This window comes from Hydrogenophaga bisanensis (genome assembly GCF_042665135.1).
Taxonomy (GTDB): Bacteria; Pseudomonadota; Gammaproteobacteria; order Burkholderiales; family Burkholderiaceae_C; genus Hydrogenophaga; species Hydrogenophaga bisanensis.
The window spans coordinates 84569-108823 of the sequence record NZ_JBHTBX010000007.1 but is presented as its reverse complement, the minus strand read 5'-3'; the positions used below and the strand labels follow the sequence as shown (position 1 = coordinate 108823).

At 66.1% G+C, this 24255-nt stretch carries 27 protein-coding genes; 14 read left to right on the top strand and 13 right to left on the bottom strand.

The window, feature by feature from the left end; translation table 11 throughout:
* Positions 1-142: 142 nt before the first annotated feature.
* Positions 143-796 (bottom strand): DUF5666 domain-containing protein, encoded by a 654-nt coding sequence (locus tag ACFQNJ_RS11845; protein WP_382257511.1) that lies wholly within the window; start codon positions 794-796, stop codon positions 143-145.
* Positions 797-969: 173 nt separating this feature from the next.
* Here ACFQNJ_RS11845 and ACFQNJ_RS11840 point away from each other — a divergent pair, with 173 nt between their 5' ends.
* From ACFQNJ_RS11840 to ACFQNJ_RS11810, 7 genes are all read left to right on the top strand, one after another.
* The gene (locus tag ACFQNJ_RS11840; RefSeq protein ID WP_382257508.1) at positions 970-2700 is read left to right on the top strand and encodes a phosphoethanolamine transferase; all 1731 of its coding nucleotides are present in this window, start codon (positions 970-972) and stop codon (positions 2698-2700) included.
* Between the two features lie 32 nt (positions 2701-2732).
* Complete coding sequence (locus ACFQNJ_RS11835; RefSeq protein ID WP_382257505.1) at positions 2733-3389, top strand: TetR/AcrR family transcriptional regulator; 657 nt, start codon at positions 2733-2735, stop codon at positions 3387-3389.
* Complete coding sequence (locus tag ACFQNJ_RS11830) at positions 3386-4594, top strand: efflux RND transporter periplasmic adaptor subunit (protein ID WP_382257502.1); 1209 nt, start codon at positions 3386-3388, stop codon at positions 4592-4594. Before ACFQNJ_RS11835 ends, ACFQNJ_RS11830 begins: the two co-directional genes overlap by 4 nt.
* Positions 4591-5781 (top strand): ABC transporter permease, encoded by a 1191-nt coding sequence (locus ACFQNJ_RS11825; protein WP_382257499.1) that lies wholly within the window; start codon positions 4591-4593, stop codon positions 5779-5781. Before ACFQNJ_RS11830 ends, ACFQNJ_RS11825 begins: the two co-directional genes overlap by 4 nt.
* 5 nt (positions 5782-5786) lie before the next feature.
* Entirely contained in the window at positions 5787-6506 is a 720-nt protein-coding gene (locus tag ACFQNJ_RS11820) for an ABC transporter ATP-binding protein (protein WP_382257496.1), read from the top strand.
* 55 nt (positions 6507-6561) lie between these two features.
* Positions 6562-6951 (top strand): DUF2946 family protein, encoded by a 390-nt coding sequence (locus tag ACFQNJ_RS11815; RefSeq protein ID WP_374641097.1) that lies wholly within the window; start codon positions 6562-6564, stop codon positions 6949-6951.
* Positions 6952-7046: 95 nt separating this feature from the next.
* A complete protein-coding gene (locus tag ACFQNJ_RS11810; RefSeq protein ID WP_382257493.1) occupies positions 7047-9101 on the top strand; it encodes a TonB-dependent copper receptor in 2055 nt (684 codons plus the stop codon).
* An 8-nt stretch (positions 9102-9109) separates the two neighbouring features.
* On the opposite strand, the gene ACFQNJ_RS11805 is transcribed toward ACFQNJ_RS11810, so the two are convergent.
* A complete protein-coding gene (locus ACFQNJ_RS11805) occupies positions 9110-9808 on the bottom strand; it encodes a DUF2202 domain-containing protein (protein ID WP_382257490.1) in 699 nt (232 codons plus the stop codon).
* Between the two features lie 476 nt (positions 9809-10284).
* On the opposite strand from ACFQNJ_RS11805, the gene ACFQNJ_RS11800 reads away from it, so the two are divergent.
* Together ACFQNJ_RS11800 and ACFQNJ_RS11795 are read left to right on the top strand one after the other, a co-directional pair.
* Positions 10285-11040 carry a response regulator gene (locus ACFQNJ_RS11800; RefSeq protein WP_382257488.1) on the top strand — a complete coding sequence of 252 codons (756 nt, stop codon included), beginning with the start codon at positions 10285-10287 and terminating at the stop codon, positions 11038-11040.
* Positions 11037-12344, top strand: coding sequence for an ATP-binding protein (locus ACFQNJ_RS11795; protein ID WP_382257485.1), 1308 nt, complete (start codon positions 11037-11039; stop codon positions 12342-12344). The genes ACFQNJ_RS11800 and ACFQNJ_RS11795 overlap by 4 nt, the downstream gene beginning before the upstream one ends.
* Here ACFQNJ_RS11795 and ACFQNJ_RS11790 read toward each other — a convergent pair.
* Complete coding sequence (locus tag ACFQNJ_RS11790) at positions 12341-12805, bottom strand: potassium channel family protein (protein WP_382257482.1); 465 nt, start codon at positions 12803-12805, stop codon at positions 12341-12343. The genes ACFQNJ_RS11795 and ACFQNJ_RS11790 overlap by 4 nt on opposite strands.
* A 120-nt stretch (positions 12806-12925) precedes the next feature.
* Between ACFQNJ_RS11790 and ACFQNJ_RS11785 the strand changes: the two genes are divergently transcribed.
* Together ACFQNJ_RS11785 and ACFQNJ_RS11780 are read left to right on the top strand one after the other, a co-directional pair.
* Complete coding sequence (locus tag ACFQNJ_RS11785; protein ID WP_382257479.1) at positions 12926-13468, top strand: undecaprenyl-diphosphatase; 543 nt, start codon at positions 12926-12928, stop codon at positions 13466-13468.
* A gap of 46 nt (positions 13469-13514) precedes the next feature.
* Positions 13515-14705, top strand: coding sequence for a phosphoglycerate kinase (locus ACFQNJ_RS11780; RefSeq protein ID WP_382257476.1), 1191 nt, complete (start codon positions 13515-13517; stop codon positions 14703-14705).
* Positions 14706-14778: 73 nt separating this feature from the next.
* Here ACFQNJ_RS11780 and ACFQNJ_RS11775 read toward each other — a convergent pair whose 3' ends face one another.
* The 8 genes from ACFQNJ_RS11775 to ACFQNJ_RS11740 form a co-directional block, all read right to left on the bottom strand.
* A complete protein-coding gene (locus ACFQNJ_RS11775) occupies positions 14779-15441 on the bottom strand; it encodes a tetratricopeptide repeat protein (RefSeq protein ID WP_382257474.1) in 663 nt (220 codons plus the stop codon).
* Between the two features lie 31 nt (positions 15442-15472).
* A complete protein-coding gene (locus ACFQNJ_RS11770) occupies positions 15473-16291 on the bottom strand; it encodes an SDR family oxidoreductase (protein ID WP_382257471.1) in 819 nt (272 codons plus the stop codon).
* Positions 16288-16986 carry a TenA family transcriptional regulator gene (locus ACFQNJ_RS11765; RefSeq protein ID WP_382257469.1) on the bottom strand — a complete coding sequence of 233 codons (699 nt, stop codon included), beginning with the start codon at positions 16984-16986 and terminating at the stop codon, positions 16288-16290. Before ACFQNJ_RS11765 ends, ACFQNJ_RS11770 begins: the two co-directional genes overlap by 4 nt.
* Before the next feature lie 17 nt (positions 16987-17003).
* Positions 17004-18443 carry an AMP-binding protein gene (locus ACFQNJ_RS11760; RefSeq protein ID WP_382257466.1) on the bottom strand — a complete coding sequence of 480 codons (1440 nt, stop codon included), beginning with the start codon at positions 18441-18443 and terminating at the stop codon, positions 17004-17006.
* On the bottom strand, positions 18440-19096 hold the full coding sequence (locus ACFQNJ_RS11755) for a thermostable hemolysin (protein WP_382257463.1): 657 nt from the start codon (positions 19094-19096) through the stop codon (positions 18440-18442). The genes ACFQNJ_RS11760 and ACFQNJ_RS11755 overlap by 4 nt, the downstream gene beginning before the upstream one ends.
* A 110-nt stretch (positions 19097-19206) precedes the next feature.
* Positions 19207-20589 (bottom strand): sensor histidine kinase, encoded by a 1383-nt coding sequence (locus ACFQNJ_RS11750; protein WP_382257460.1) that lies wholly within the window; start codon positions 20587-20589, stop codon positions 19207-19209.
* Entirely contained in the window at positions 20586-21245 is a 660-nt protein-coding gene (locus ACFQNJ_RS11745; RefSeq protein ID WP_382257458.1) for a response regulator transcription factor, read from the bottom strand. The genes ACFQNJ_RS11750 and ACFQNJ_RS11745 overlap by 4 nt, the downstream gene beginning before the upstream one ends.
* Before the next feature lie 12 nt (positions 21246-21257).
* Positions 21258-21593 carry a PepSY domain-containing protein gene (locus ACFQNJ_RS11740; protein WP_382257455.1) on the bottom strand — a complete coding sequence of 112 codons (336 nt, stop codon included), beginning with the start codon at positions 21591-21593 and terminating at the stop codon, positions 21258-21260.
* A 131-nt stretch (positions 21594-21724) separates the two neighbouring features.
* Here ACFQNJ_RS11740 and ACFQNJ_RS11735 point away from each other — a divergent pair, with 131 nt between their 5' ends.
* Genes ACFQNJ_RS11735 through ACFQNJ_RS11725 form a run of 3 tightly spaced genes read left to right on the top strand, consistent with a single transcriptional unit; the run spans position 21725 to position 23437 of the window.
* Complete coding sequence (locus ACFQNJ_RS11735) at positions 21725-22111, top strand: DUF1924 domain-containing protein (RefSeq protein ID WP_382257453.1); 387 nt, start codon at positions 21725-21727, stop codon at positions 22109-22111.
* A 28-nt stretch (positions 22112-22139) separates the two neighbouring features.
* Positions 22140-22658 (top strand): diheme cytochrome c, encoded by a 519-nt coding sequence (locus ACFQNJ_RS11730; protein WP_465262226.1) that lies wholly within the window; start codon positions 22140-22142, stop codon positions 22656-22658.
* A 14-nt stretch (positions 22659-22672) separates the two neighbouring features.
* Positions 22673-23437: a cytochrome b/b6 domain-containing protein gene (locus tag ACFQNJ_RS11725; protein WP_382257450.1), complete on the top strand. Its 765-nt coding sequence runs from the start codon at positions 22673-22675 to the stop codon at positions 23435-23437.
* On the opposite strand, the gene ACFQNJ_RS11720 is transcribed toward ACFQNJ_RS11725, so the two are convergent.
* Both ACFQNJ_RS11720 and ACFQNJ_RS11715 read right to left on the bottom strand, forming a co-directional pair.
* On the bottom strand, positions 23413-23835 hold the full coding sequence (locus ACFQNJ_RS11720) for a YbaN family protein (protein WP_382257447.1): 423 nt from the start codon (positions 23833-23835) through the stop codon (positions 23413-23415). The two genes, ACFQNJ_RS11725 and ACFQNJ_RS11720, sit on opposite strands and share 25 nt — an antisense overlap.
* Positions 23832-24242 (bottom strand): SirB2 family protein, encoded by a 411-nt coding sequence (locus ACFQNJ_RS11715; protein WP_382257444.1) that lies wholly within the window; start codon positions 24240-24242, stop codon positions 23832-23834. Before ACFQNJ_RS11715 ends, ACFQNJ_RS11720 begins: the two co-directional genes overlap by 4 nt.
* Positions 24243-24255 lie beyond the last annotated feature (13 nt).

The window sequence follows — 24255 nt, the reverse complement described above, 5'->3', positions numbered from 1 at the left end:
TCCCTTGTTGGTTGATAAGACGTGAATGCATCCATCCACGGGTCCTATTGCACCGCTGCCTCCTTAAGCCACCATGAAGAAGCACCAAGAAATCAAAAAAAACCCCGCCGAAGCGGGGTCAATCAGAGAACCAAGACCTTGATCAGTCGTCGTCCCGACACGTCGGATCGACGTCGTCATCGCAGTCGTCTCTGTCGTCAATGCTGTCGTCATCTCGGTCATCGTCGGTGCCATCATCGTCCCGGTCGTCGTCAATCCCATCGTTGGTCTCCAGTTCGACGCGGGAGGCCTGCATGACGCCGTTGACCAGAATGCCGTAAACCTCGACAAGGCTGCCGACCCTCAGACCTGTCGGCAAGGCGGTGGCGCCGGTGGCGTCGACCGGTACGCCGTTGACCGAGAAGCTGGTGGGGCTGCTCATGGCGGTGATGGTGCCCTTGAGTTCGTTGCGGATGCCATCGGGGACGTCGTCGCTGCGGTCATCGTCCAGTTCGAGTCGCGTGGCCCGGATCACCCCGTTGTCGAGCGTCCCTTCCAGTTCCACGCGGGTGCCCACGGAAAGCCCGGCGGGCACCGAGCCCAAGGTGCTGGTGTCCACGGCGATCCCATCGACGGTCAACACGCCGTCACCGTACTGGGTGACCACACCCGAAAACGGCTTGGCCGTTGTGCTGGCGGTATCGTCGCTGCCGCCGCCGGTGCAGGCCATCAGGGCCGCCGTGGCGAGGATGGCTGTCGCGGTGCGCAAGGTCCGACCGAGATGGCTCGTCCGGCGGACATTCGTGGGTTTCTTCATGGGGTATCTCCGTGAATGTTTGGTAAGGCTTGCCGCCAAAGCTTAGCCGCCACCGCTTAGTTTTTCATTAAGACGCCAGGGCCGATCCCGCAGGGGGCCGCCCTAAGACACGCTTAATGTTCGGCTCCCATGCTGTCAGGTGAACGCGTTCTGCACCTACCTGCCCAGCTTCCATGCCCACGACTGCCTTTCGGCGCTTCCCACGGCTCCACGCACCCTTCCCTGGCCTGTTCAACCCGGCCGACGCTGGGGCGACGCCATTGCCAACGCTGGGTGCCCCCCCCTGGCAGACCAATGCCGTCCTGGCACTGTGGCTGACGCTCGCGGGCAATGTCCCGCTGTGGCAAAAGGTCCTTTCGGTCGGTGGCTCAGGGGCATGGACCCTTTGGATGACGATGGCGGCGCTCGTTGCATCGGTCAATTTCGCGTTGTTGTCGTTGATCACCTGGCCGCGTGGGTACCGGTGGATAGCCAGCTTGCTGGTGCTGGCAGCCGCCGCGAATACCCATTTCATGCGAACCTATGGGGTGGTGATCGATCCGTCGATGATGGCCAATGTGCTCAACACCGACGCTAGGGAGGTGGCCGATCTGCTGACACCGGCCTTGCCCGTGACCCTGGTGCTGGTGGCGGGGCCTGCCCTGTGGTGGATCTGGCTTCGGCCGCTGCGCCCGCGCCGGACGTGGCAACGGCTGTGGCGCAACACCGGGGCGGTCTCGCTGGGTCTCTCGTTGGCGGTGGCCTCTGGTGTGGCCGGTTATCAGGGGCTGGCCTCCCTGATGCGCAACCACAAAGCAGTCCGTTACATGATCAACCCGATCAACACGGTCTATGCTGTGGGCGCCCTGGCGGCCGAGCGTGTGCCGACCTCCGCGCGTGCCATCGAACCGGTGGGCGAAGACGCCCGCCTGGGAGCGAGTTACGCGGAGCAGGCACGGCCGCCCTTGCTGGTACTGGTGATTGGTGAGACCGCGCGTGCAGAGAACTTCGGCCTCAATGGCTACATTCGACAAACCACCCCGGTCCTGGCCCAATGGCAGCGCGACAAAGGCCTGGTCAATTTCCCGGACGTGAGCGCGTGCGGCACCAATACCGAGGTGTCCGTGCCTTGCATCTTTTCCCCCTTGACCCGTGAGCAGGGCGGCAACCGGAAGCCTGTACATGAAAACCTGCTGGACGTGCTTCAGCGCGCCGGACTGGCGGTGCTGTGGCTGGACAACCAGTCGGGCTGCAAGGGCGTCTGCGCGCGGGTGCCCACGGTGTCGACTCGCCAGCTCACCGATGTACGCTGGTGCCGCGATGGCGAGTGCCATGACGAGATCATGCTGGAAGGACTGGAAGAACGGCTGGCTGCTCTGGATCCGCAGCGCCGGGAACGCGGGGTGGTGCTCGTGATGCACCAGATGGGCAGCCACGGGCCGGCCTACTTCAAGCGTACGCCTGCCGATGCCAAACCCTTTGGACCGGAGTGCGTCAGCCAGACGCTCTCGGACTGCCGTGTCGAGGAAGTGCGCAATGCCTATGACAACACCATTGCGTACACCGACCGCTTCCTTGGCCGTACCCTGACGTGGCTGGAGGCGCAGTCCGGACAGTACGACACCGGCATGATCTATCTGTCCGACCATGGCGAGTCGTTGGGCGAGAACGGGCTGTACCTGCATGGCCTGCCGTACGCGGTGGCACCCGAGCAGCAGCTCAAGGTGCCGATGGTGGCGTGGTTGTCGCGTGGCATGCAACGGCGCACGGGGGTGGAGCCCCGATGCCTGCAGGGTCGGGCATCGCAAGCCCTGAGCCATGACCACCTTTTTCACTCTGTGCTCGGTCTGATGGATGTGAAGACACAGGTCCATGATCGGCGGCTGGACATCTTCTCTTGGTGTGCTCCCGGGGGTATGCTGTAGAATAAGTAATAGATTAATTACTTGTATGAGCCATGACGCCACGACTTCCCTCTCGGGAGCGCCAGCGTGAACTGATTGACGCGGCAATCGAACTGGCGGCCACCTGCGGCCCAGGCGACATCAGCACCGCTGCACTGGCGGCCCGGGTGGGCATTTCCCAGGGGGCGGTGTTTCGCCATTTCGACTCCAAAGAAGCACTCTGGGTGGCGGTCGTCGACGAGGTTCATCGGGGTTTGTTTGTGCAGCTTGACCTGGCCAGCCAGCGGGCCGGTCGGCGGTCGATGGACCGTTTGCAGGCGGTCTTCCTGGCGCACGCTGCCTATGTGGTCGCCCATCCTGGTGTTCCCCGCATACTGTTTCATGAACTGCAGCGGACCCAGGAGACGCCGGTCAAGGCCCGTGTCCGACTGCTGTTGCAGGAGTACCGGCTGCGGATTCTCGGATGGCTGCAGGCAGCGATGGATGAGGGTGACCTTCCTGCCGGGCTGGATATGCGGGCGGCGGCTGTGCTCTTCATTGGCGCCCTTCAGGGATTGGTGATGCAGGCTCTTTTCACTGGCGATCTGGCGCAGGTCTCGGTGCTTGCGCCACGTGTCCATGCGCTCTGGTGGTCTGGTTTGAGCAGCACGGTCGAACACCTCGAAAACCATCAGGATCGCCCGCAATGGGTGCAGGAGTTGCTGGCATGACAAGCACATCTTCATCGAAACGCCGCCTCTTGTTGGGCGTACTGGCCCTGCTGCTGTTGGGCACCCTGGCCTTCGTCGCCCTGCGTACCGGGCCTTTGGCGCCGGTGAAAGTCCAGGTCACCGAAGTGGCCAGGGGCCGCGTGAGTCCCGAGATCTTCGGCATCGGCCAAGTGCAAGCGCGGCGCAGCTGGCTGGTGGGACCCACCGTGGCTGGTCGCGTGCGCAGCGTCGCGGTGGACGTGGGCCAGGTGGTGCAGCCCGGTCAGGTGCTGGCCGAGATGGACCCGGTGGATCTGGACCAGCGCGTGATCGCGCTGGATGCTTCGCTCGCCCGCGCCCAGAGCGCCCGTGCCGCCACCCAGGCGCAGGTGGCCGACGCCCAGGCACGCCGCGCGCTGGCGCAGGCCAACCTGAAACGCAACCAGGACCTGGCCCGACAGAAATTCATCAGCACTGGCGCGCTCGAGGCGCGGCAGCAGGAGGTCGCCTCTGCCGAGGCGGGCCTGCAGGCCGCCCAGGCCAACGCTGGTGCCGCCGCGCAGGACATCAGCCGTCTGCAGGCCGAGCGGGCGGCTCTGCTGGCACAGCGCAACAACCTTCGCCTGCTGGCACCGGCCCCCGCGGTGGTCGCCAGCCGCGACGCCGAAGCCGGCAGCACGGTGGTGGCGGGCCAGTCGGTACTGCGTCTGATCGACCCAGCCAGCCTGTGGGTGGCGCTGCGGGTGGATCAGGGCCGCTCGGCCGGGCTGGCCCCGGGCCTGGCGGCGCGCATTACGCTGCGCTCGCTGCCGGGCCAGACATTGGCTGGCCGGGTCGAGCGCGTCGAGCTCCTAGCCGATGCGGTGACCGAGGAACGCCTGGCCATGGTGGCCTTCGAGGCGCCGCCGGCTGGCGTATCGGTGGGCGAGATGGCCGAGGTCACCCTGGCCTTGCCCGCCAGCGCCGAAGGCCTGCTGTTGCCCAACGCGGCATTGCAGCAGTACGAGGGGCGCACCGGTGTCTGGCGCGTACAGGGCGGCGACCTGATTTTCGTGCCGGTCAGCACCGGTGCACAAGGACTCGGCGGCTCGGTGCTGGTGGCACCCGTCGACGGCGCCGCGCTGGCCGAAGGCGACCGTGTGGTGCTCTACAGCCAGACCGCCCTGCGGCCGGACGCGCGCATCAGCGTGGTCGAGTCGCTGCTGCCCGCCGGAGGTGCGAAGTGATCAGCCTGGCTGGGCGCGACATCCTGCACGGCTGGGCCAAGTACGTCTTCACCGGCGTCGGCCTGGGCCTGCTGATCGGCGTGACGCTGACCATGGCCGGTGTCTACCGTGGCATGGTGGACGACGCTCACGCCCTGCTGGCCAACAGCCGGGCCGACCTGTGGGTGGTGCAGAAGGACACCCAGGGCCCCTATGCCGAATCCTCGAGCATCAAGGACGACGTGGTGCGCAGCATGCGCGGTATGCCCGGTGTGGCAGCTGCCGCCAATGTCAGCTACCTGACCATGCAGGTCCAGCGCGACGGGCACGACGTCCGTGCCATGGTGGTTGGCGCCGAACCCGGCGGCCCGGGTGCGCCGGGTTATCTGGTGGCTGGGCGCCACCTCACGCGCAGCCACTACGAGGCCGTGGTCGACATCAAGACCGGGTTTGAGATCGGTGACGCGATCCGTATCCGCCGCCACGACTACACGGTGGTGGGCCTCACGCGGCGCATGGTGTCCTCGGGGGGCGATCCGATGGTCTTCATCCCGCTCAAGGACGCGCAGGAAGCGCAGTTCCTCAAGGACAACGACGCCATCGTCAACGACCGTGCGCGCACCGCCGACAACCCGGCCTTCAACCGCCCCGGCAGCCCCGGCCTGCTCGAAGCCGTGCAAGGTCTGCAGACCAGCAGCCGCAATGTGAATGCGGTGCTGGTGCAGGTGGCGCCGGGTTTCAGCGCGGAGCAAGTGGCCGAACCGATCCGCCGCTGGAAGCACCTGAACGTGTTCACGCGCGACCAGATGAAGGACATTCTGGTCGTCAAGCTGATTGCCAACTCGGCCAAGCAGATCGGGATGTTCCTGGTCATCCTGGCCATCGTCAGCGCGGCCATTGTGGCCTTCATCATCTACACCATGACCATGGGCAAGCTGCGTGAGATCGCGGTGCTCAAGCTCATCGGCACGCGCGACCGGACCATCGCCGGCATGATCCTGCAGCAGGCGCTGGGTCTGGGCCTGATCGGCTTTGCCGTCGGCAAGATCGCCGCCACCATCTGGGCGCCAGCCTTCCCCAAGTTTGTGCTGTTGCTGCCGGATGATTCGCTGCGTGGGTTGGCGGCCACCCTGGTCATCTGTGCCCTTGCCAGCACCCTGGCCATCCGCATCGCGCTCAAGGTCGATCCGGGCGCCGCCATCAGCTGAACGTCATGAATACCCCCAGCCCCGGCGGCATCCAGATCGAAGGCCTGCGCAAGGTCTATGGCCACGGCGACACCGCGGTCGAGGCGCTCAAGCACGTCAACATGCAGGTCGCCCCGGGCGAGGTGGTCGGCCTGGTCGGCCCCTCGGGCTCGGGCAAGAGCACCCTTCTCAAGTGCCTGGGCGCCATCATCGAGCCCACGGCCGGCCGAATGACACTGGGCAACGAAGTCATCTACGACGAGGGCTGGAAAGTCAGGGACCTTCGCGCGCTGCGCCGAGACCGCATCGGCTTCGTCTTCCAGGCGCCGTACCTGATCCCCTTTCTGGACGTGACCGACAACGTGGCCCTGTTGCCCATGCTGGCCGGCCAGCCCAACGCCAGGGCACGCGAGCGTGCGCTGGAACTGCTGACGGCCCTGGACGTGCAGCACCGTGCCAGGGCTGAGCCCAACCAGCTCTCGGGCGGTGAACAGCAGCGCGTGTCCATTGCCCGTGCGCTGGCCAACCGCCCGCCCGTGATCCTGGCCGATGAGCCCACCGCCCCGCTGGACAGCCAACGCGCGCTGGGGGTCATGCGTCTGCTCAACCAGATGGCACGCCAGTACCAGACGGCCATCGTCGTGGTCACCCACGACGAGAAGATCATTCCCACCTTCAAGCGGATTTATCACATCCGTGACGGCCAGACGGTGGAGGAAGCGGGCGAGGGCCGCACGCTGGATTGAGCATCCCGCACGCCTACAATGGCGGCCGATGCTCACTGGCCGCGCACTCTTTCGCATGAACCTCCGCTGGCATGCGGTGGTGGCTGCTGCGTTGTTCTGCCTGCAGTTGCTGGTGTCGGGGCTGTCGGGTCTGGTGCTGTCTTCCCGGGTGGCCAGCGGTGAACTGATCGAGGTGTGCACCGCCAGCGGCGTGATGTACGTGGCGGCAGATTCGGCGGACCTTGCAGGTGAAGTTGGCTCCCTGTCGGTCAGTGCCCTGGGGGATTTCTGCCCCTTCTGTCCGGGGCTGGCAGGCGCTCCCCCGTTGCTGCTCGCGGCTCTGAGTTATCAGCTGCCCACCCTTTCTTCCAGGCCCTGGCTGCCTGAGCATGCGCAAGGCGCCCGCCCGGTCGTGCCCGACCTGCGACACGCGCCTCCCCACGCGCCTCCCCCGCGTTTCGCCTGATCCGCCCGCGCCCCATGCCGGCTGGCATGGCGTGTCTTGCATGCCTGCAACGTTTGCCGGCGTGCGCCTGTTCGATCCAACGAAACGCAATTCCGATGAAACCGTTTTCCCTTAACGCCATGGCGTTGGCCGTGGCCTGCGCCTATCCCCTCACCACGCTTGCCGACGATGCCACCCTTGAACCGGTCGTGGTCACCGCGCCGGCCATGAAGGCACCCCTGGAGGTCAGCTTCGATCCCCGGGCACCGCAGCAACCCTTGCCCGCCACCGATGGCGCCAGCCTGCTCAAGGCCATTCCCGGCATGAGCGTGATCCGCAAGGGTGGCACCGACGGCGACCCGCTGTTCCGTGGCATGGCGGCTTCGCGCCTGAACATCCTGCTCGACGGCGAACAGATCCTGGGGGGCTGCGGCATGCGCATGGACCCGCCAACGGCCTATGTCTTTCCGGATAGCTACAACCAGGTGACCCTGCTCAAGGGCCCGCAAAGCGTGGTGCACGGCCCGGGCGCATCGGCCGGAACTGTCCTGTTCGAGCGCAAGGCGCCCAGTTTCGACAAGCCCGGCTACCAGGTGGACGGTGCCTTGACGGTGGGCAGCTTCGGTCGTCACGACGAACTGATCGATGTGAAGGCCGGCAACCCGACCGCCTACGTGCAAGGCATTCTGACCCACGCCGAATCGGACAACTACCAGGACGGCGATGGCACCGAGGTGCACTCGCGGTATCAGCGCAGCAGCGCCACCGCGATCGTGGGATGGACGCCGGACCGAAACACGCGCCTGGAGTTCTCCAGCATCCACAGCGCGGGTGAGGCGGCCTATGCCGACCGGGGCATGGACGGCGTCAAGTTCGACCGGAGCAACTATGGCCTGAAGTTCGAGAAGAAGCACCTGGGCGGTCTGGTCGATGCGGTGGACGCACAGGTCTACTACAACTACGTCGACCATGTGATGGACAACTACTCGCTGCGACGCTTCATGCCCACCGCCATGATGGCCAATCCTTCGGTCAGCAACCCTGACCGCAAGACGACCGGGGGGCGCGTGGCGCTGACGCTGGTGCCCGGTGAGCGCACGCAGGTGATCGCGGGTTTGGACCAGCAGTCCAACACGCACACGGTGCGCTCGTCGATGAATGCCACGGCCATGCCCTACGAGGCCAAGCCACGCACCGATGACGCCGCGTTCCGCAACCTGGGTCTGTTTGCCGAGGCCACGCATGAACTGAGCGACAGCCGTCGGCTGGTGATGGGGCTGCGGGCAGACCGCTGGAAGGCCGAGGACCGTCGTCAGACACTGGCGGTGGGGATGATGAGCATGCCCAACCCGACCCGTGGACAGACCCGGGAAGAGACCCTGCCGTCGGGCTTTGCGCGCTATGAGTGGGACCATGCAGGCGGAGGCACCGCCTACGTGGGTGTTGGTCATGCCCGCCGGGCGCCCGACTACTGGGAACTGATTGCCAAGGAGTCGACCGGCAGCCTCAGCGCCTTTGACAGCCTCAAGCCCGAGAAAACCACGCAGCTGGATGTCGGCAGCACCTGGAAGCAGGGCGCCTGGGAAGCCTCGGTCTCGGGCTTTGTCAGCCGTGTGGATGACTATGTGCTGATCCAGACCGCCTATGCCAAACCGGCCATGGGTGGCATGACCAGAACCACCACTGTGGCCAGAAACATCAAGGCCACCACCTATGGTGCCGAAGCGGGCGTGAACCATGCGTTCAACGCCGCCTGGAAGGGCCTGGCCAGCCTGGCCTGGGTGCGCGGGCAGAACGACACCGACGATCGCCCGCTGGGCCAGATGCCACCGCTGGAAGCCCGCTTCGGGCTGGACTGGACGCAGGGCCGATGGACCGCTGGTTCGCTGCTGCGCGTGGTGGCGGCCCAGACCCGCTATGCCTTGAACCAGGGCAACATTGTGGGCCAGGACCTCGGGCCGACATCGGGCTATTCGGTGTTCTCCATCAACGGCAGCTACCGTTGGAACGACAGTGCCCGCGTGACCTTCGGGATCGATAACCTGTTCGACCGGACCTATGCCGAGGCGATCAGCCGCGGTGGTGCCATGGTGGCCGGTTACGACCGGATCCTGCGTGTCAACGAGCCTGGACGCACCTTCTGGGTCAAGGCGCAGTTCACGCTGAAGTAGACCGGCACTCAGCGTTCAATGGGGCTGCTGACGATCGCCTCGTAGGCAGCCCCACTGAGATAGACAGGGATGTAAGCCACCCCTTGTTGTCCCAGTGTCTTGACGAATGACCTCAGGTGGTTGCGGGAGCCTTTCATCAGGTTCTCGTACACCAGCCGGATGTCCTGGTTGTTGATGTTGGCCAGTGCGGCCTGGATGTCGGCAATATCGAGCTCCTCGATCTGTGCCCCGACCATCAGGGCTTGTGTCAGGGAAGGAGATCCCTTGGCCACCAGATCCGCGTAAAGCCCCTGCAACGTGGCGTTGGCGAAGCGGCCCGGGGGCAGGCCAGCGGCCGGATCTGGCAAGGCGTACCGGTTGAGCAACTGAAGCACCGCCGCCGTGTGGGTCGCTTCACTGGAAGCGATGTTGCCAAAGATCCTGAGCTGACCACCCCATGCGGCATCAAAGACTGCGTAAACGTCATGAGCGAGCTTTTCCTCTTCGCGCATGTAGGCCAGGGATGCCTTCTCCGCATCTGATACGGACTCCTGCGGGAGGCCATCCAGGTTGCTTGCCAGTGCAGATCCGTCCACCTGACTGGTGCCATCTTCGTTGACGACCAGCGGGGGGCCACTGCGCGGATCGGCGTCATCGCCCCCTGTGCATGCGGTGAGGCTCAGCATCAGGAGCGTGGCGGTCGCCAGGGTTCGGATGGGTGTTTTCATGACAGTCCTTTGGTGGGTGAAGATCGGTGTCTGGAGACGGGTGGCCAAGGTGCGTCAGCGTTTTCCGCCGGAGTTGCCGCCCCGACCGCCTGCGGCGCGGCCCTGTGCTTGTGGTGATCGGGTCTGTCGTTGCTCGAACCCGGTCCCGTATGGCATCGGCGCGCTCGGTGTGTTGGAGGTGGACGTGTCCGATACGACCGCTGCCGGGGTGGCTGCCTGGGTGCCATCCCCTGGCGGCTGCGAAGCCAGTGCACCGAAGGCATGGAAGAGCAGCACCGCAAACGTACCAACCCATCGTGAAGTCATGTGCCTAGATATCGCTGAAGGGGACATGAGCGGATCATGCGATTGCGCTGTCTTCGTTTGATGCCAACCTGGATCGGTTTTGTCGCGGTGTGTCGCAGACGGTCGCCATGGGCGTCTCCAGGCCACGAGTGCCAGCCATGAAAACTGGTGGACGATCTACACTCAAGCGCATGACATCCGAAGAGTTTCCGCAGGTGCTGGTCGTCGATGACGATGCGGATATCCGTGAGTTGCTCACAGCATACCTCGGTCAGAACGGGTTTCGTGTCAGCACCGCCGACGGCGGTCTTCAGATGCGAGCCATGCTGGCGGCATCGGTTCCTGATGTGCTGGTGCTGGACCTGATGATGCCGGGCGAGGATGGTTTGGCTTTGACACGCTGGGTCAAGGCACAGTGGAATTTGCCGATTCTGATGCTGTCTGCGCGTGGCGAGGAGACCGACAGGGTGGTGGGTCTGGAAGTCGGTGCGGACGATTACCTGCCCAAACCGTTCGGACCGCGCGAGCTGTTGGCCCGCCTCAGGGCGTTGCTTCGTCGCCATGCGACGGCCTCGTCTGTGCCCACCAAGGCCGTCGTGCCGGCGGGCAATCTGAGGGCAACGGGTGTGCCGGAATCGGTCGTTTTCGGACCGTTTCGGTTGAGCCTCCTGTCAAGGACACTCTGGCGAGACGGTGCAGAGATCGACCTGACGGCGGCCGAATACGACTTGCTGGCCGTGCTGGTCCAGCGGCCTGGCCGCGTACTGTCGCGCGATGTGCTCATCACCCTACTCAAGGGCTATGACCGGGATGCGTTTGACCGGAGCATCGACAACCGGGTCACCCGCTTGCGTCGCAAGATTGAAACCGATCCCGCTGCGCCCCGATACATCCGTACCGTCCGCGGAGAAGGGTATCTGTTCAACCCGCTAGGGGCATCGGGTTGAGGCGCACCACCAGTCTGGCAGGCCAGCACGCGCGGTGGCTGATGGGCGGTTTTGTGCTGATGCAGCTGGCGCTGACCGTAATCTTCGTGTTCATGCTGGTGTTGCCGCTGGCACAGCGGGCAGCCGACGACCTGGCCGGGCTTGCGGTGCTGTCGGCACAGACCTGGGCAGAGTTGCCGCCACAGACACGCCCTGCTTTCGAGAGGGAACTGCGGGAGCAGCACCGCCTGGAGATTCGACCTTCGCAGCCTTATGACATGCAAGATGAGCTTCATCCGCCGTTCGTGTGGTTGTATGAGGCGGCCATCAACCGGCGCCTTGCGACACCGACGCATCTGATGCGTCAGCAGCGAGGCGACGAAGTCTGGTACTGGGTGAACATCCCGACCGGCACCCATCCATTGTCCGTGGGTTGGCCGGAGAGCCGCAACCAGACGCACCCGTTTGCTGCCCTGTCGATCGGGTGGCTGCTGAGCATCGGCCTGTCCTGGTGGCTGGCACGGTGGCTGGCATACCGGGTGGTGAAGCCGCTGGCCCAATTGAACGAAGCGATGTCAGCCGTTGGCGAGGGACAGGTGCCTGCGCTTCTGTCGGAGGACGGTCCGCAGGAACTGGGCACGGTCAGTCGCCGGTTCAATGCGATGGCCAGGCAGGTGCAGGAACTGGTGCGGGCAAGGACGGCACTGGTAGCCGGTGTCTCTCACGACCTGAGAACGCCCCTGACGAAAATGAGGCTGACGCTGGAGCTGATGCGGGCCGCGCCTGATCCGTTGCATATCGAGCGCATGGACCGGGAGGTGACACGCATGAACCGGCTGATCGGGCAAGTGCTGGATCTGGCGCGTGGCTTGCAGAAGGAGCCTGTGCAGACGGTTCACGTGCCCACGCTGCTGACTGTCATCGCGGACGATTGGCGAGATTCTTCGATGGCCTTTTCCTATGCGTCGCCCGAGGTTGAGATACCCGTCGCCCGACAGGCCATCGAGCGTGCCTTGGGCAACCTGCTGGAGAACGCCCGTCGCTATGCGCCAGACGGACCGGTCGAGCTGGTCTTCGAATCGGATGGCCAGGTGGGCTGTTTTGGCGTGCTGGACCGAGGGCCGGGCATTCCGGCCAAGGAGATCGAACGGATGAAGCAGCCCTTCGAGCGCATGGAGCCGTCCCGCAGTCCGCTGACCGGAGGCACTGGCCTGGGGCTGGCCATCGTGCACGCGTTGGCCGACGCCAACGGCTGGCAGGTGCGCATGCTGCCGCGCGAGGGCGGTGGACTGGGCGTCTGGATCGATGTGCCGCTGGTTTCCTAGGGTGCCGGCGAAGGGCGGTCACCCTCACCGGCAGGCAGATCTATTGATCGCCTCAGCAGGTGCACCTCGTTTCTCAGGTGCCGGATTTCCCTCAGCAACTCCGCCTCGACCCGCCGCTCGTCTTCGACGACATCCTTTTCGACAAATATCGCCGCCAGCGACGCGGTGACCAGCGACAGGACAGACAGTCCGAGCAGGACCACCAGAACGGCAAACGCCCGAGACCAGGGGGTCGAGGGCACCATGTCTCCGTAGCCCACCGTGGCCGCGGTGGTGAACGAGAGCCAGAGGCCATCCTGCAGGGTGCTGACTTTGGGGTCGAGCATCCAGAAGCCGATGCCGCCGATCACCAGGATCACCACCACCAGGATCAGGGAGTAGGTGAGGCCCCGACGAACCACTTTGTGTCGCCACAGGCGGCGGGATATCGAGATGTCCATGCGGCAGGCAATCGAAGACAAGACCGCTCATGTTACCCAAGGGAGTATGCGTTGTCAGCACAGCCCCATGCAGCCGTGGTCTCAAGGCCACGTGATAATGAAAAGCTTCGGGTCTATGGGCCATTGATGAGAGATATCTGAATGGATGACATCAACGCAGCGCTGCTGCCCCTTTGGAACCTGTCGCCGGCCGCGCCTGGCTGGCTGGTCACGCTGGCCCGCCTGAGCAGCGAATACCTCTCCAAGATCGCCCTGGCCTGGGTGTTCGCGTTGCTGGTGTTCGGGAAACCGGCGTGGCGCCGCATGGCGATCCAGGTGCTGGTGGCCATCGCCATCGTCTGGCTGGTGGCGCGCGGCATCCATGAGACCTGGCCGCAACCCAGGCCTTTCATGGTCGGGCAGGGGCATCAGTGGATCGAACATTCACCGTCGCCGTCGTTTCCCAGCCGCCACGCCACCATTGCCATGGCCTTTGGCGTCATGGCCCTGCTGACGGCGCCGCGCCGCTGGGTGGGGGTGCTGTGTCTGGTGGTCGCCCTGATGGTGGGCTGGAGCCGGGTGGCGTTGGGCGTTCACTTTCCGATGGACATCATTGCCGGCGCACTGATTGCCACGCTGGTGGCCGTGGCGGTTCACCTGGCCTGGCGTGTCCGGGAGCGGTCAGGTCGATTGCCTACAATTTGAGCCGCTCCTTTCTGACCTTCTATGGCCCCGCGAGGCCCGCCACACCATGAAATTCATCCGCTTCTCCGACCTCTGTGCCAATGGCCAAGCCAAGGGCAAACGCGTTTTCATCCGTGCCGATCTGAACGTGCCGCAGGATGACGCGGGCAACATCACCGAGGACACCCGCATCCGCGCCAGTGTGCCGGCCATCCAGATGGCGCTGGATGCGGGTGCCGCCGTCATGGTGACCAGCCACCTCGGCCGTCCGACCGAGGGTGAATTCAAGCCCGAGGATTCGCTGGCCCCGGTGGCCAAGCGCCTGGGCGAGCTGCTGGGCCGCGAGGTGCGCCTGGTGGCCAACTGGGTGGACGGGGTGGAGGTGGCCCCGGGTGAACTGGTGCTGCTGGAGAACTGCCGCCTGAACGTGGGTGAGAAGAAGAACAAGCCCGAGCTGGCCGCCAAGCTGGGCCAGCTGTGCGACATCTTCGTGCACGACGCCTTCGGCACCGCGCACCGCGCCGAAGGCACCACCTACGGCATCGCCGAGACCGCGCCCATTGCCACCGCCGGCCCCCTGCTGGCCGCCGAGATGGACGCGATCAGCAAGGCCCTGGCCAACCCGAAGCGCCCGCTGGTGGCCATAGTCGCCGGCTCCAAGGTCAGCACCAAGCTGACCATCCTGCAGAGCCTGAGCAACAACGTCGACGGCCTGATCGTCGGGGGTGGTATCGCCAACACTTTCATGCTGGCAGCCGGTCTGAAGATCGGCAAGAGCCTGGCCGAGCCCGATCTGGTCGGCGAAGCCAAGGCCGTGATCGAAGCCATGAAGGCACGCGGCGCCGAGGTGCCGATCCCCGAGGATGTGGTGTGTGCCAAGGCCTTTGCCGCCGACGCGCAGGCCACCGTCAAGGCCGCGACCGAGGTGGCCGACGATGACCTGATTCTGGACATCGGTCCAAAGACCGCCGCCAAGCTGGCCGAGAAGCTCAAGGCAGCAGGCACCATTGTCTGGAATGGTCCGGTGGGTGTGTTCGAGTTCGCTGCGTTCGAGAACGGCACCAAGGTCATTGCGCAGGCGATTGCCGAGTCCAGCGCTTTCAGCATTGCCGGTGGTGGCGACACGCTGGCCGCGATTGCCAAGTACGGCATCGAAAAGGACGTGGGCTACATCTCCACAGGTGGCGGCGCCTTCCTGGAGGTGCTGGAAGGCAAGACCCTGCCGGCATTCGAAATCCTGGCCAAACGCGCAGGGTAAGTCGCTTCCACGTTCTGCAGAAGAAAAAAGGCGACCCGAGGGTCGCCTTTTTTCTGGGTGTTTGCGGTACTGTTCAGGAGGCCTTGGCCTTCTGCATCAGCTGGCGAACCTCTTCGCGCCGGCCCTTGTCGGCCAGCGCTCGGCCAGGGCGGTCCGGCGCCTGCAGGGCTTTCTGAAGGTAGGGCAGGGCGTTCTCGGCCTTGTCGTTTTCCAGCAGGAACTCACCGTAGAAGAAATTCGGGTCGATGCCCTGCGGGTTGATGGCCAGGGCCTTTTGCAGCAGATCGCGCGCCTGCTTCTTGTCGCCGAAGCCGATGGGCCAGCCTGGCACCTTGTAGTACAGCACGCCCAGGCTGTTGTAGGCCGATCCGTCCAGCGCCTTGCCGTCGATCTGGATGGCCTGTTCGTACAGACCCTTGGCCTGCTTGACCAGGGGCAGCGCGCCCAGCCCGCCCTTTTCGCCGGCCAGCGAGCTGACGATGATGCCTTCCCAGATCAGCGTTTCGGCCTTGCCGGGATGGGCCTGGCTCAGGGCATGGGCGCGGGCGGCCAGGGCTTCAAAGCGCTTCTCGCGTTCGTTGGCGGGTGCCTGGTAGCGGACGGCCTCCCAGCCTTGTTGGAGTTCCTGGACGGCATCGTCGACACCGGCGGCCTGTCCCAACAGGGGGGTGGCGAGCAGCAGGGCGGTCATCGAGGCACTGATCCAGTAGCGGCGGGTGATGCGGATGGGGTTCATGGTCGGGGTCTCCTGGAAGGAAAGAAAAGGGTCAGGTGCGGGCCACGCGGGTGGTGGCCGCGTGGTTCTGCAGGGATTGGCGGTGGCGCCGGAAGCTGCCGTCCAACCATTCGGGGGCCAGCCCGTTCAGGCGCGCGGCCAGCTTCTCCGGGAAGCCCAGCACGCGCTCGACCGCCTCGTCCTCGAGCATCTGCACGATCGCGCCAGCCACCACCTCAGGGCTGTCCTGCGCGGTGCCGGTGGCGCGGTTGTAGGCTTGCACGGCGGCGCTGTTGAAGCCGGTGTCGGTGCTGCGCGGGCCGATGTACTGGACCTTCACACCGCTACCCGCCAACTCGCGGCGCAGGGCCTGGGAGAAACCATGCACCCCGAACTTGCTGGCGCTGTAGACGCTGTAGCCCGGCAGCCCGATGCTGCCCAGCGCCGAGCCCACGAAGAGGATCCGGGCGGCGGGCAGGGTCTGCAGATGCGGCAGCAGCGCCTGTGTGAGCAGCATGGGGGCCAGCAGGTTGGTCTGCAGCACGGCGGCCATTTCATCGGGTGAATGCTCGGCCAGCGGACCGAAGGAGGGCAGCCCGGCGTTGTGGATCACGACATTGCAGCCCAGCCGCGCCGATTCGCTGGCCAGGCGGGTGATGTCATCGTGGCGTGTCAGGTCCGCCGGCACCCACTTCAACCGGGACGGGGAAATGCCCTCGCCGGTCAGTTCCCGGTGAAAGCTCTCCAGCGCGGGGACCGAGCGGCCCACCAGCATCACCGAAGCACCGGCCCCCAGCAGGGCGCGGGCCGTGGACTTTCCGATGCCGCCAGTGGCACCGGTGAGCAGGACACGCGAGTCCTGGGCTTTCATGCGGCCACCTCGTCGGCGATGACCGCCGTCGGTGCGGCCTGGGGCTGGGGCAGGGGGAGGCTTCGGAAGACGTCGGCGTACAGGTGATAGAAGGCGCGGGCGGCGTCAATGATGGCGGCCTGGTCGGCGGGATCCTGGATCTGTTCCATGAGCAGCGCGAAATGGGCCGTGTGCTCCTGATCCAGCGTGCCGTGCGAACGCAGGTAGCTGAAGGCCGAATCGGGCAGCCCCAGACCCCCCTGGATCTTGTCGGCCGCCATCAAGGCCAGGGCCACGCTGGTGCCTTCGAGCACGTGCACCATGCCAAAGAAGCCCAGCGGGTTGCGGCGCGCGATCATGTCGTAGGCATAGGCCACCATGACCTCGGTGGCCAGGGCCGGCCGGCCATGGCGCACGGCCTCGGCGTCCGCGCCGCAGGCGGCGATGTCGTCCAGGATCCACTCGTCGTGGCCCTGTTCTTCCTCCACGTACTCGTCCATGGCGTCATTGAGCCAGGCGTGGTGTGCCGGCAGGGCGGCCTTGCACGCCTTGAGCAGCGGCACCGTGTGGCGTACATGGTGATAGGCCTGCGTGAGGAAGGCCACGTAGCTGGGGATGGAGACCCGGCCCTGCAGGGCGCCCTGGATGATGGGGACCGACAGCAGTTCCTGCTGGGCCAGGCGGGTCTGGGCGATCAGTTGGTCGTGAAAGGACATGGGGTTCTCCTGAAAAATCATGCGGTGGCCGCCGGCACCAGGGCACCGGCGTGGCGCTGGAAGATGGCGTCGCGTTGTGGGCGACCATTGGCGGTGGCCATGCCGCTGGCGGTGTTGAAGGGTTCCTGGGCGCGGACCCAGTGACCGATGCGTGCGTAGTCCGGCAGGCTGTGGTTGGCCGCTTGCACCGCGGCCTCGATCTGCTCATCGGGGACCGACGGCTGCAGCGGCCAGATCACTGCGCTCAGCTGGGGCTGGCCTTCGCCGAAGATCACGGCCTGAGCGACCACGGGTTCGCCGCGCAAGGCGGTCTCGACCCATTCGGGCGAGACATTGCGACCATAGGCGGTGATGAGCACATGGCGCAGGCGGCCGTGAACGTGGAGGAAGCCATCGGTATCGAGGTGTCCGATGTCGCCGGTGGCCCACCATGCCGGTGCCAGTGCGGTGTCGCCCAGGTAGCCGGCCATCAGGCTGCCGGCGACGTGAATCTGGCCCTGCTCGTCGATGTGCAGCTGGGTGTGCGGCAGCGCACGGCCGGCACTGCCCGGCCGGCTGGCACCCGGCAGGTTCAGGGTCTGCACCGACGAACCTTCGGACAGGCCGTAACCTTCGTAAGCGGGGATGCCCACAGCGTGGGCCGCCTCGATCAAGCGTGCGCCGACCGCGGCACCGCCGACGGCCACCATCTTCAGCGACGCGGGCGCGCGCTGCCCGGTGGCCTGCAGCCACAGGGTCCAGGCCCTGAGCATCTGCGGCAGCAGGATCAGGCTGTCGGGCGCGTGTTGGACGACCGTCTGGTGGAACACCGCCGGGTTGAAGCTGGACGAGCCGCTCAGTCCGACACGTTCGAGCGGCAGCACCACACACTGTGCGCCGTGTGCCAGAGGGGCCATGACACCCGCGATGTTCTCCAGCAGGACGGGCAGCGGCAGCGCGCACAGGTGCTTCTGGATGTCCAGTGGCGCCAGCGCCTGCACGAGGCCCTGGACCACCTGGTCCATGCCCTGGGCACTGAGGCAGACCCCTTTGGGGTTGCCGGTGGTGCCCGAGGTGAAGGTGATCTTGCAGGTGCCCGCCGGCATCGGGACCGTCCGTCCGGGCAGGCTCAGTTGCGTCAGCATCTGGACACCGGCGGCCAGCGCGCGATGGGGGAGTCCGGCCCACCGTGATGCCATGGCAGAGGGTGCGATCAGGGTGTCGGCGCCACTGGCCGCGAGGGCGTGCTGAACCTGGGCCTCGGTGAAGAACACCGGGATCGGGATGTGCACCGCGCCGGCGCGTGCGAGGGCCATGTCCGCGATCACCCAGGCCGGGCCGTTGTCCAGCAGGGTGGCGGCGGTTCGCACACCCTGCATCCTGAACTCACCGGCCAGGCGAGTGACCTCGGCGTCCAGGTGTCCGTGGGTCAACTGTCCATGCTCGTGGGTGAGGGCGGGTCGAAAGCGATCGATCATGAGGAGGACTTCGAAGGATGTGACGGGGTGGCGGTCCGGCGGCGCATCAGCCGCAACGCGGCATCCAGGCGGCCGGCCAGCACCACCGGGTGATGCTCGTAGTAGCTTCCCCAGTCGGCGGCATCGGGGCCCACTGCCGAGGAATCGGCCTGACCCAGTGCGATGGGCGTGACACCCAGGCGGATGAACAGGTGGCGCAGCTCCTGGGTGAGCGTGCTAACCACCCATTGGGTCGATTGACGGGCCAGATGCTGGCCGAGCAGCGGAATGAGCAACCGTCCCGCGCCAGGCCGGCTGGCCGACAGGTGGCCGACTTCCACGATGCCCTGACGTGCGACCGGACGTCCCCGGTGCTGGCTGAGCATGTGTTCAACCGGCGCCTCCAGATAGCGCTCCAGAAACAGGGGCGACTGGTCGGCATGCCGGAAACCGGCCGCCGCGACCCACGCACCGCTGTGTGGATCGCGCAGACCCACCAGGTGAGGCGCAAACTGGGACACGCGTGCGCCAAAGCGCCGGGCGTAGACGCCCGCGATGAAGTGTTCGACCCCTGCGCGACCGGCATCGCCAGGCTCGAGGACTTCCAGCTCGCCCAGCGGCACGGGGCCGAACTCACCGGCGGATGTCGACGGCTGGGGTTGGGGTAAGGACATGCGATGGACTCCCGTGGTGGCGTCAGCCGCTGTGGCTGGTTTCGCACACCATGGAGCGCATCGTGCGCCGCCTGAATTAAGCGAGTCTTAGCCCCCTGGCGCGAGGTGCTTCAACCGACAGACGGCAGGGAAAGGGAAGCCTGCAAGCCGCCCAGGCTGGAGGAGCCCAGTGTCACGCGACCGTCGTAGAGCTGGGCCAGATCGTCCACGATGGCCAGGCCCAGTCCGCTGCCCGGGGTGGACTCGTCCAGGCGGATGCCACGCTGGAGCACCGCTTTCCGCTGGGCATCGGCGATGCCCGGTCCGTCGTCTGACACGTCGATGACCAGCAGTCGGTCATCCAGCCGGCGTGCCTCCACACGGACCACCTGACGGGCGGCCCTGCCGGCGTTGTCCAGCAGGTTGCCCAGCATTTCCTGCAGATCCTGTGCCTCGCCCGCAAAACACAGTGCGGGGTCGATGTCGGTGGCCACCCACCGGATGGCCCGGTCGGCGTGGACTTTCTGCATCACGCGCAGCAGACCGGTCAGGACCGGTGCGATCGGTGTCCGCTGACCTGGCAGACGGTGGGTGGCCGCCACCCGTGCCCGGGCCAGATGCCAGTCGACCTGCCGGCGTGCGGCCTGCACCTGCTCGCCAACTGTCGTCGCCAGCGGATGGCCAGGGTGCTGTCCAGCTGCATTGGTCAGGACCGCCAACGGCGTTTTCAACGCATGCGCCAGGTTGCCCGCCTGGGTTCTCGCCCGCTCCAGCGACGCCTCCTGCCGTTCCAGCACGGCATGGAACTCATCGATCAGCGGCTGTACCTCGGCCGGGAACCGACCCTCGATCCTTTGGGCGGATCCTCCACGCACCCGGGCCAGGGCCACCTGCATGGCCTGCAAGGGCGCCAGCCCGATGGCCACCTGGGCCAGGGCCCCGAGCACCAGCAGCAAACCCAGCGCCACCAGCGACAGGGTCAGCACCCGACCGAATCGCTGCACAGCCACGTCCGATGCCTGCAGGTCGGCCGCCATCATCAGCCGCCAGCGGCCGCTGGCTCCTTCGATCTGCAGGGCCCGTTCGGCCACCCTCAGGCGCGTGCCTTGCGGTCCCGTGGCTTCATGCAGGTGCAGCTGTCCGTCGGCCAGGGTGTCGACGGACAGGCTCAGTGCTTCGTCCCAGAGTGATCGGGACCGCAGCACCTCCTCGCGACTGCTGCCGTCAGGTGCCAGGCGGTCGAGTTGCCAGTACAGACCCGAAAACGGCTTGTCCAGTCGGGGGTCCGACAAGGCCCGGGTGTCGATGACGGGAGCACCTTTGTCGCCGATCTGCAGGCGCGCGGTCACTTGGTCCAGTTGCCGCACCAGGGTGGCATCGAACTCGCGCATCACCTCGTCGCGGAACAGGCTGGTCAGCCACCAGCCCGCGCTGCTCAGGGCCAGGGCCAGGGTCACCAGCGTCAGCGCCAGCAGGCGCACGCGCAGGGAGGTGAGCCAGGCGCGAGCGGTCACGGTGCAACCAGGCGGTAGCCCAGGCCCCGCACGGTTTCGATCAGGCTGGCCGGCAGCTTCTTGCGCAGACGGGCAATGAAGACTTCGATGGTGTTGGAGTCACGGTCGGCATCCTGCGCATAGATGTGCTCGGTCAGCTCGGTGCGCGAGACCACGGTGCCTGGGCGGTGCATGAGGTACGCCAACACTTTGTACTCATGGCTGGTCAAGGGGACCGACTGGTCTTCCAGCGTGACGCGGCCACTGCGTGTGTCCAGCGTCACCGGACCACAGTGCAGCAGGGGCGAGGCGTGACCCGATGCGCGGCGGATGAGCCCGCGCAGGCGTGCCAGCAGTTCCTCCATATGGAAGGGCTTGGTCAGATAGTCGTCGGCCCCTGCGTCAATCCCGGCCACCTTCTCGTGCCAATTGTCCCGGGCCGTGAGGATCAGCACCGGCATGGAACGTCCGCCACTGCGCCAGCGCTTGAGCACCGTCAGCCCGTCGATCTGCGGCAGTCCCAGGTCAAGCACCACCGCATCAAAGCTCTCGGTTTCGCCCAGGTGCAGGGCATCGCGCCCGTTGTCGGATTCGTCGACGGCGTAGCCGGCTTCCTGCAGGCCGCTGCACAGCTGCTGGCGCAATGTGGGTTCGTCTTCGACCAGGAGGATGCGCATCGTGTCAAGCTTTCATCGCTGGCTCGGCCGGCTGCGGCTGCGCAGCACCTCGGCGGTGGCCGCATCCAGTTCCAGTTTGACGAGCTTGCCGTCGGCCTGCAGCAGGCGGACTTCGTAGACCCAGCGACTCTTTTCCTCGTCGAGTTCGATCTCGAGCACCTGGCCGGGGTGGTCACGCTCCAGTCGCTCCAGCACGGCCCTGAGCGGCAGGATCTGTCCGGACTGCACGGCGGCACGGGCCCGGTTGTGGTCGTTGTCGGCCATGGCCGGCAAGAGGGCGGTCGAGAGGACGGCCGCCAGCGTCAGTCGGGCCAGCCACGAAGGAGGACGCGGGTGTGTGGATGTCATGAGCGAATTGTCCTGACGCCATTCTGAACCAGACATGAATGCCGGCTTCAGGTTCTGTTCAAGGATCTGGCGGCACAGTGATGCCGTCGCAGCGCTGCTGCCTGTTCATCCACGCTGGAGGAGTTCACGTCATGAAGGTCCCTGTCCTGGTTTCCCTGTTGCTGGCTACTGCGATGTCTTGGGCCGGCGACACCACTGCCGTGCAGCAGCAGGCCCGCTGGAGCGCCGAGGCCGGTGCACCCGCCAGCGCCGAGCGCGGTCGCTCTTTCTTCGTGAACCGGCACGGCGGCGAATGGTCTTGCTCATCTTGCCATGGCACGCCGCCGACGGCCGAGGGCAAGCACGCCAGCACCGGCAAGCGAATCCCGCCGCTGGCACCCGCGTTCAACGCCAAGGCCTTTACCGACAGCGCCAAGGTGGACAAGTGGTTCCGCCGCAACTGCAAGGACGTGCTCAGCCGGGAGTGCAGCGCCGCCGAAAAGGCCGATGTGCTGGCCTACCTGAACAGCCTCAAGTGAACGACATCCATCACCGGAGTACCTGACCATGAACCGATTCACCCCACGTGCGCTGTCCCTGGTGCCCATGCTGATGGCCGGCCTGGCCGCCGTCTCTCTGACCCATGCCGACAGTGGCCGCCAGTTGCCGCGTGACATGCCGGCCGCCTATGTGCAGGAATGCGGCAGCTGCCACACCGCGTATCCGCCGGGCATGCTGCCCGCGCCCTCGTGGAAGCGCATCATGTCCGGCTTGGACCAGCACTACGGCACCGACGCCTCGCTGGATGCCACCACCGTCCAGCAACTCAACCGCTGGCTGGTGGCCCACGCGGGCTCCTACAAGCGGGTGGCCGAAGAGCCTGCCCAGGACCGCATCACCCGATCGGCCTGGTTCGAGCGCAAGCACCGAAAGATCGAGCCGGCCGTCTGGAAGCACGTGAGCGTCAAGAGCGCCGCCAACTGCGCTGCCTGCCACACCGGCGCTGATCAGGGCGACTACGACGACGACAACCTGCGCTTTCCCGCCGGCCTTGACGCGCGCTACCGCCGCGCGTGGAACGACTGAACCCGGAGACCACCATGCATGCACCTGCTTCTGCCACCACCGCGCCGGCCAGCGTTCAACCATCCGCTTCATCCGGTCGCCGGGTGACCGATGCCCCCACCCGAATGTTTCACTGGCTCTTCGCGCTGAGCTTCCTGGGGGCCTATGTCACGGCCGACGGTGAGCGCTGGCGCCTGCTGCACGTGACGCTGGGCTACACCATGGCGGGCCTGCTGGGCTGGCGGGTGATTTATGGATTAATCGGCCCCCGGCACGCGGGTCTGGGTCTGCTGTGGCGCAAGCTCACCGGGCTGCCCGCCTGGTTGAGATCCCTGCCGTCCGCTTCGTCGCCGTCGTCCGTCAACTGGCGGCAGGGGCAGAACCTGCTCATGGCCATGGCGGTGGCGCTGCTGCTCGTGCTGGTGGTGCCGCTGACCCTCAGCGGCTACGGCACCTACAACGATTGGGGTGATGTGCTGGGGGGTGACTGGCTGGAGGAGTTGCACGAATTCTTCGGCGAAACCTTCCTGATGGTGGTGCTGGGTCACCTGGCCCTGATCGCGGGCCTGAGCGTCCTGCGACGCAAGAACCAGGCGGCGCCGATGCTCACCGGCCGCATCGAAGGCTCCGGACCGGATCTGGTCAAACACAACCGGGCCTGGCTGGCGGGCGTGCTGCTGATGGCGGTGTTGGCCTACTGGACCTGGGAGTGGCAGCAGTCACCGCAGGGTTTGATCACCCCGCAGGCCTTGAGCAGCCTGACCATCGGCAGCCATCACGACGATGAGGATGACGACTGAGCCCCAGGGCGCCGCGTCGGGATGCGTAGCACCACCCACGCCCCGATGGTGCCCAGCAGCACCAGCGCCAATTGGGCGATCAGGCGCCCGCGAAAGCTCCAGACCGACAGGCTGACCATCAGCGCCATCGACACGACGGCCACGGTCTTGGTACGCCGGGTCAGGCTGCGATGCTGTTCCCAGTCGCGCAACATGGGGCCCAGCAGGCGGTGGTTCAGCAGCCATGCATGCAGGCGTGGAGAGGCCTTGGCATAACAGGCGGCCGCCAGCAACACGAAGGGCGTGGTGGGCAGGCCCGGCAGCACCACCCCGAGCAGACCCAAGCCCAGCGCCAGCGAGCCTGCGGCCCACAGCAGCCAGCGCACCGCGCGCGACCGATGGGGCCTGGGCTGACTCATTGGGCCAGCAAACCCAGGGGGTGGTGGGCCACCGCGATGCTCGCCATGAAGCCGACCACCGCCAGTGCCGCCACGAAGAAGAACGCCTTGGTGGCACGCGTGGGTGCCCGCTTAAGGGCCATGCTGCCCAGTGCGATGTAGACGACCAGCAGCACCAGCTTCGCCCCCAGCCAGGTCTGCTGCCAGGGGTGCAGTTGCAGCATCCACCAGAGCGTGCCGCCAGCCAACAGCAGCAAGGAATCGATGACCGGGGCGAGGGCCCGCGCCGCCGGGCGCATGGGCCAGGCCTGCCCGGTCAGCACGCCCAGTCCGCGCGCGGCAAACAGCAGAACGCTGGCGCTCACCAGCGTGATGTGCAGGTGGCGCAGCCAGGGGTAGTGGGCGGCAACGAATTCGGCGGACGGCATGGTCCGCACATCA

Bases quoted from the DNA above. Each gene is read 5' to 3' on its own strand.
- ACFQNJ_RS11845 (WP_382257511.1), bottom strand. From the start codon at position 796: ATGAAGAAACCCACGAATGTCCGCCGGACGAGCCATCTCGGTCGGACC.
- ACFQNJ_RS11840 (WP_382257508.1), top strand. From the start codon at position 970: ATGCCCACGACTGCCTTTCGGCGCTTCCCACGGCTCCACGCACCCTTC.
- ACFQNJ_RS11835 (WP_382257505.1), top strand. From the start codon at position 2,733: ATGACGCCACGACTTCCCTCTCGGGAGCGCCAGCGTGAACTGATTGAC.
- ACFQNJ_RS11830 (WP_382257502.1), top strand. From the start codon at position 3,386: ATGACAAGCACATCTTCATCGAAACGCCGCCTCTTGTTGGGCGTACTG.
- ACFQNJ_RS11820 (WP_382257496.1), top strand. From the start codon at position 5,787: ATGAATACCCCCAGCCCCGGCGGCATCCAGATCGAAGGCCTGCGCAAG.
- ACFQNJ_RS11815 (WP_374641097.1), top strand. From the start codon at position 6,562: ATGAACCTCCGCTGGCATGCGGTGGTGGCTGCTGCGTTGTTCTGCCTG.
- ACFQNJ_RS11810 (WP_382257493.1), top strand. From the start codon at position 7,047: ATGAAACCGTTTTCCCTTAACGCCATGGCGTTGGCCGTGGCCTGCGCC.
- ACFQNJ_RS11805 (WP_382257490.1), bottom strand. From the start codon at position 9,808: ATGAAAACACCCATCCGAACCCTGGCGACCGCCACGCTCCTGATGCTG.
- ACFQNJ_RS11800 (WP_382257488.1), top strand. From the start codon at position 10,285: ATGACATCCGAAGAGTTTCCGCAGGTGCTGGTCGTCGATGACGATGCG.
- ACFQNJ_RS11785 (WP_382257479.1), top strand. From the start codon at position 12,926: ATGGATGACATCAACGCAGCGCTGCTGCCCCTTTGGAACCTGTCGCCG.
- ACFQNJ_RS11780 (WP_382257476.1), top strand. From the start codon at position 13,515: ATGAAATTCATCCGCTTCTCCGACCTCTGTGCCAATGGCCAAGCCAAG.
- ACFQNJ_RS11775 (WP_382257474.1), bottom strand. From the start codon at position 15,441: ATGAACCCCATCCGCATCACCCGCCGCTACTGGATCAGTGCCTCGATG.
- ACFQNJ_RS11770 (WP_382257471.1), bottom strand. From the start codon at position 16,291: ATGAAAGCCCAGGACTCGCGTGTCCTGCTCACCGGTGCCACTGGCGGC.
- ACFQNJ_RS11765 (WP_382257469.1), bottom strand. From the start codon at position 16,986: ATGTCCTTTCACGACCAACTGATCGCCCAGACCCGCCTGGCCCAGCAG.
- ACFQNJ_RS11760 (WP_382257466.1), bottom strand. From the start codon at position 18,443: ATGATCGATCGCTTTCGACCCGCCCTCACCCACGAGCATGGACAGTTG.
- ACFQNJ_RS11755 (WP_382257463.1), bottom strand. From the start codon at position 19,096: ATGTCCTTACCCCAACCCCAGCCGTCGACATCCGCCGGTGAGTTCGGC.
- ACFQNJ_RS11745 (WP_382257458.1), bottom strand. From the start codon at position 21,245: ATGCGCATCCTCCTGGTCGAAGACGAACCCACATTGCGCCAGCAGCTG.
- ACFQNJ_RS11740 (WP_382257455.1), bottom strand. From the start codon at position 21,593: ATGACATCCACACACCCGCGTCCTCCTTCGTGGCTGGCCCGACTGACG.
- ACFQNJ_RS11735 (WP_382257453.1), top strand. From the start codon at position 21,725: ATGAAGGTCCCTGTCCTGGTTTCCCTGTTGCTGGCTACTGCGATGTCT.
- ACFQNJ_RS11730 (WP_465262226.1), top strand. From the start codon at position 22,140: ATGAACCGATTCACCCCACGTGCGCTGTCCCTGGTGCCCATGCTGATG.
- ACFQNJ_RS11725 (WP_382257450.1), top strand. From the start codon at position 22,673: ATGCATGCACCTGCTTCTGCCACCACCGCGCCGGCCAGCGTTCAACCA.
- ACFQNJ_RS11720 (WP_382257447.1), bottom strand. From the start codon at position 23,835: ATGAGTCAGCCCAGGCCCCATCGGTCGCGCGCGGTGCGCTGGCTGCTG.
- ACFQNJ_RS11715 (WP_382257444.1), bottom strand. From the start codon at position 24,242: ATGCCGTCCGCCGAATTCGTTGCCGCCCACTACCCCTGGCTGCGCCAC.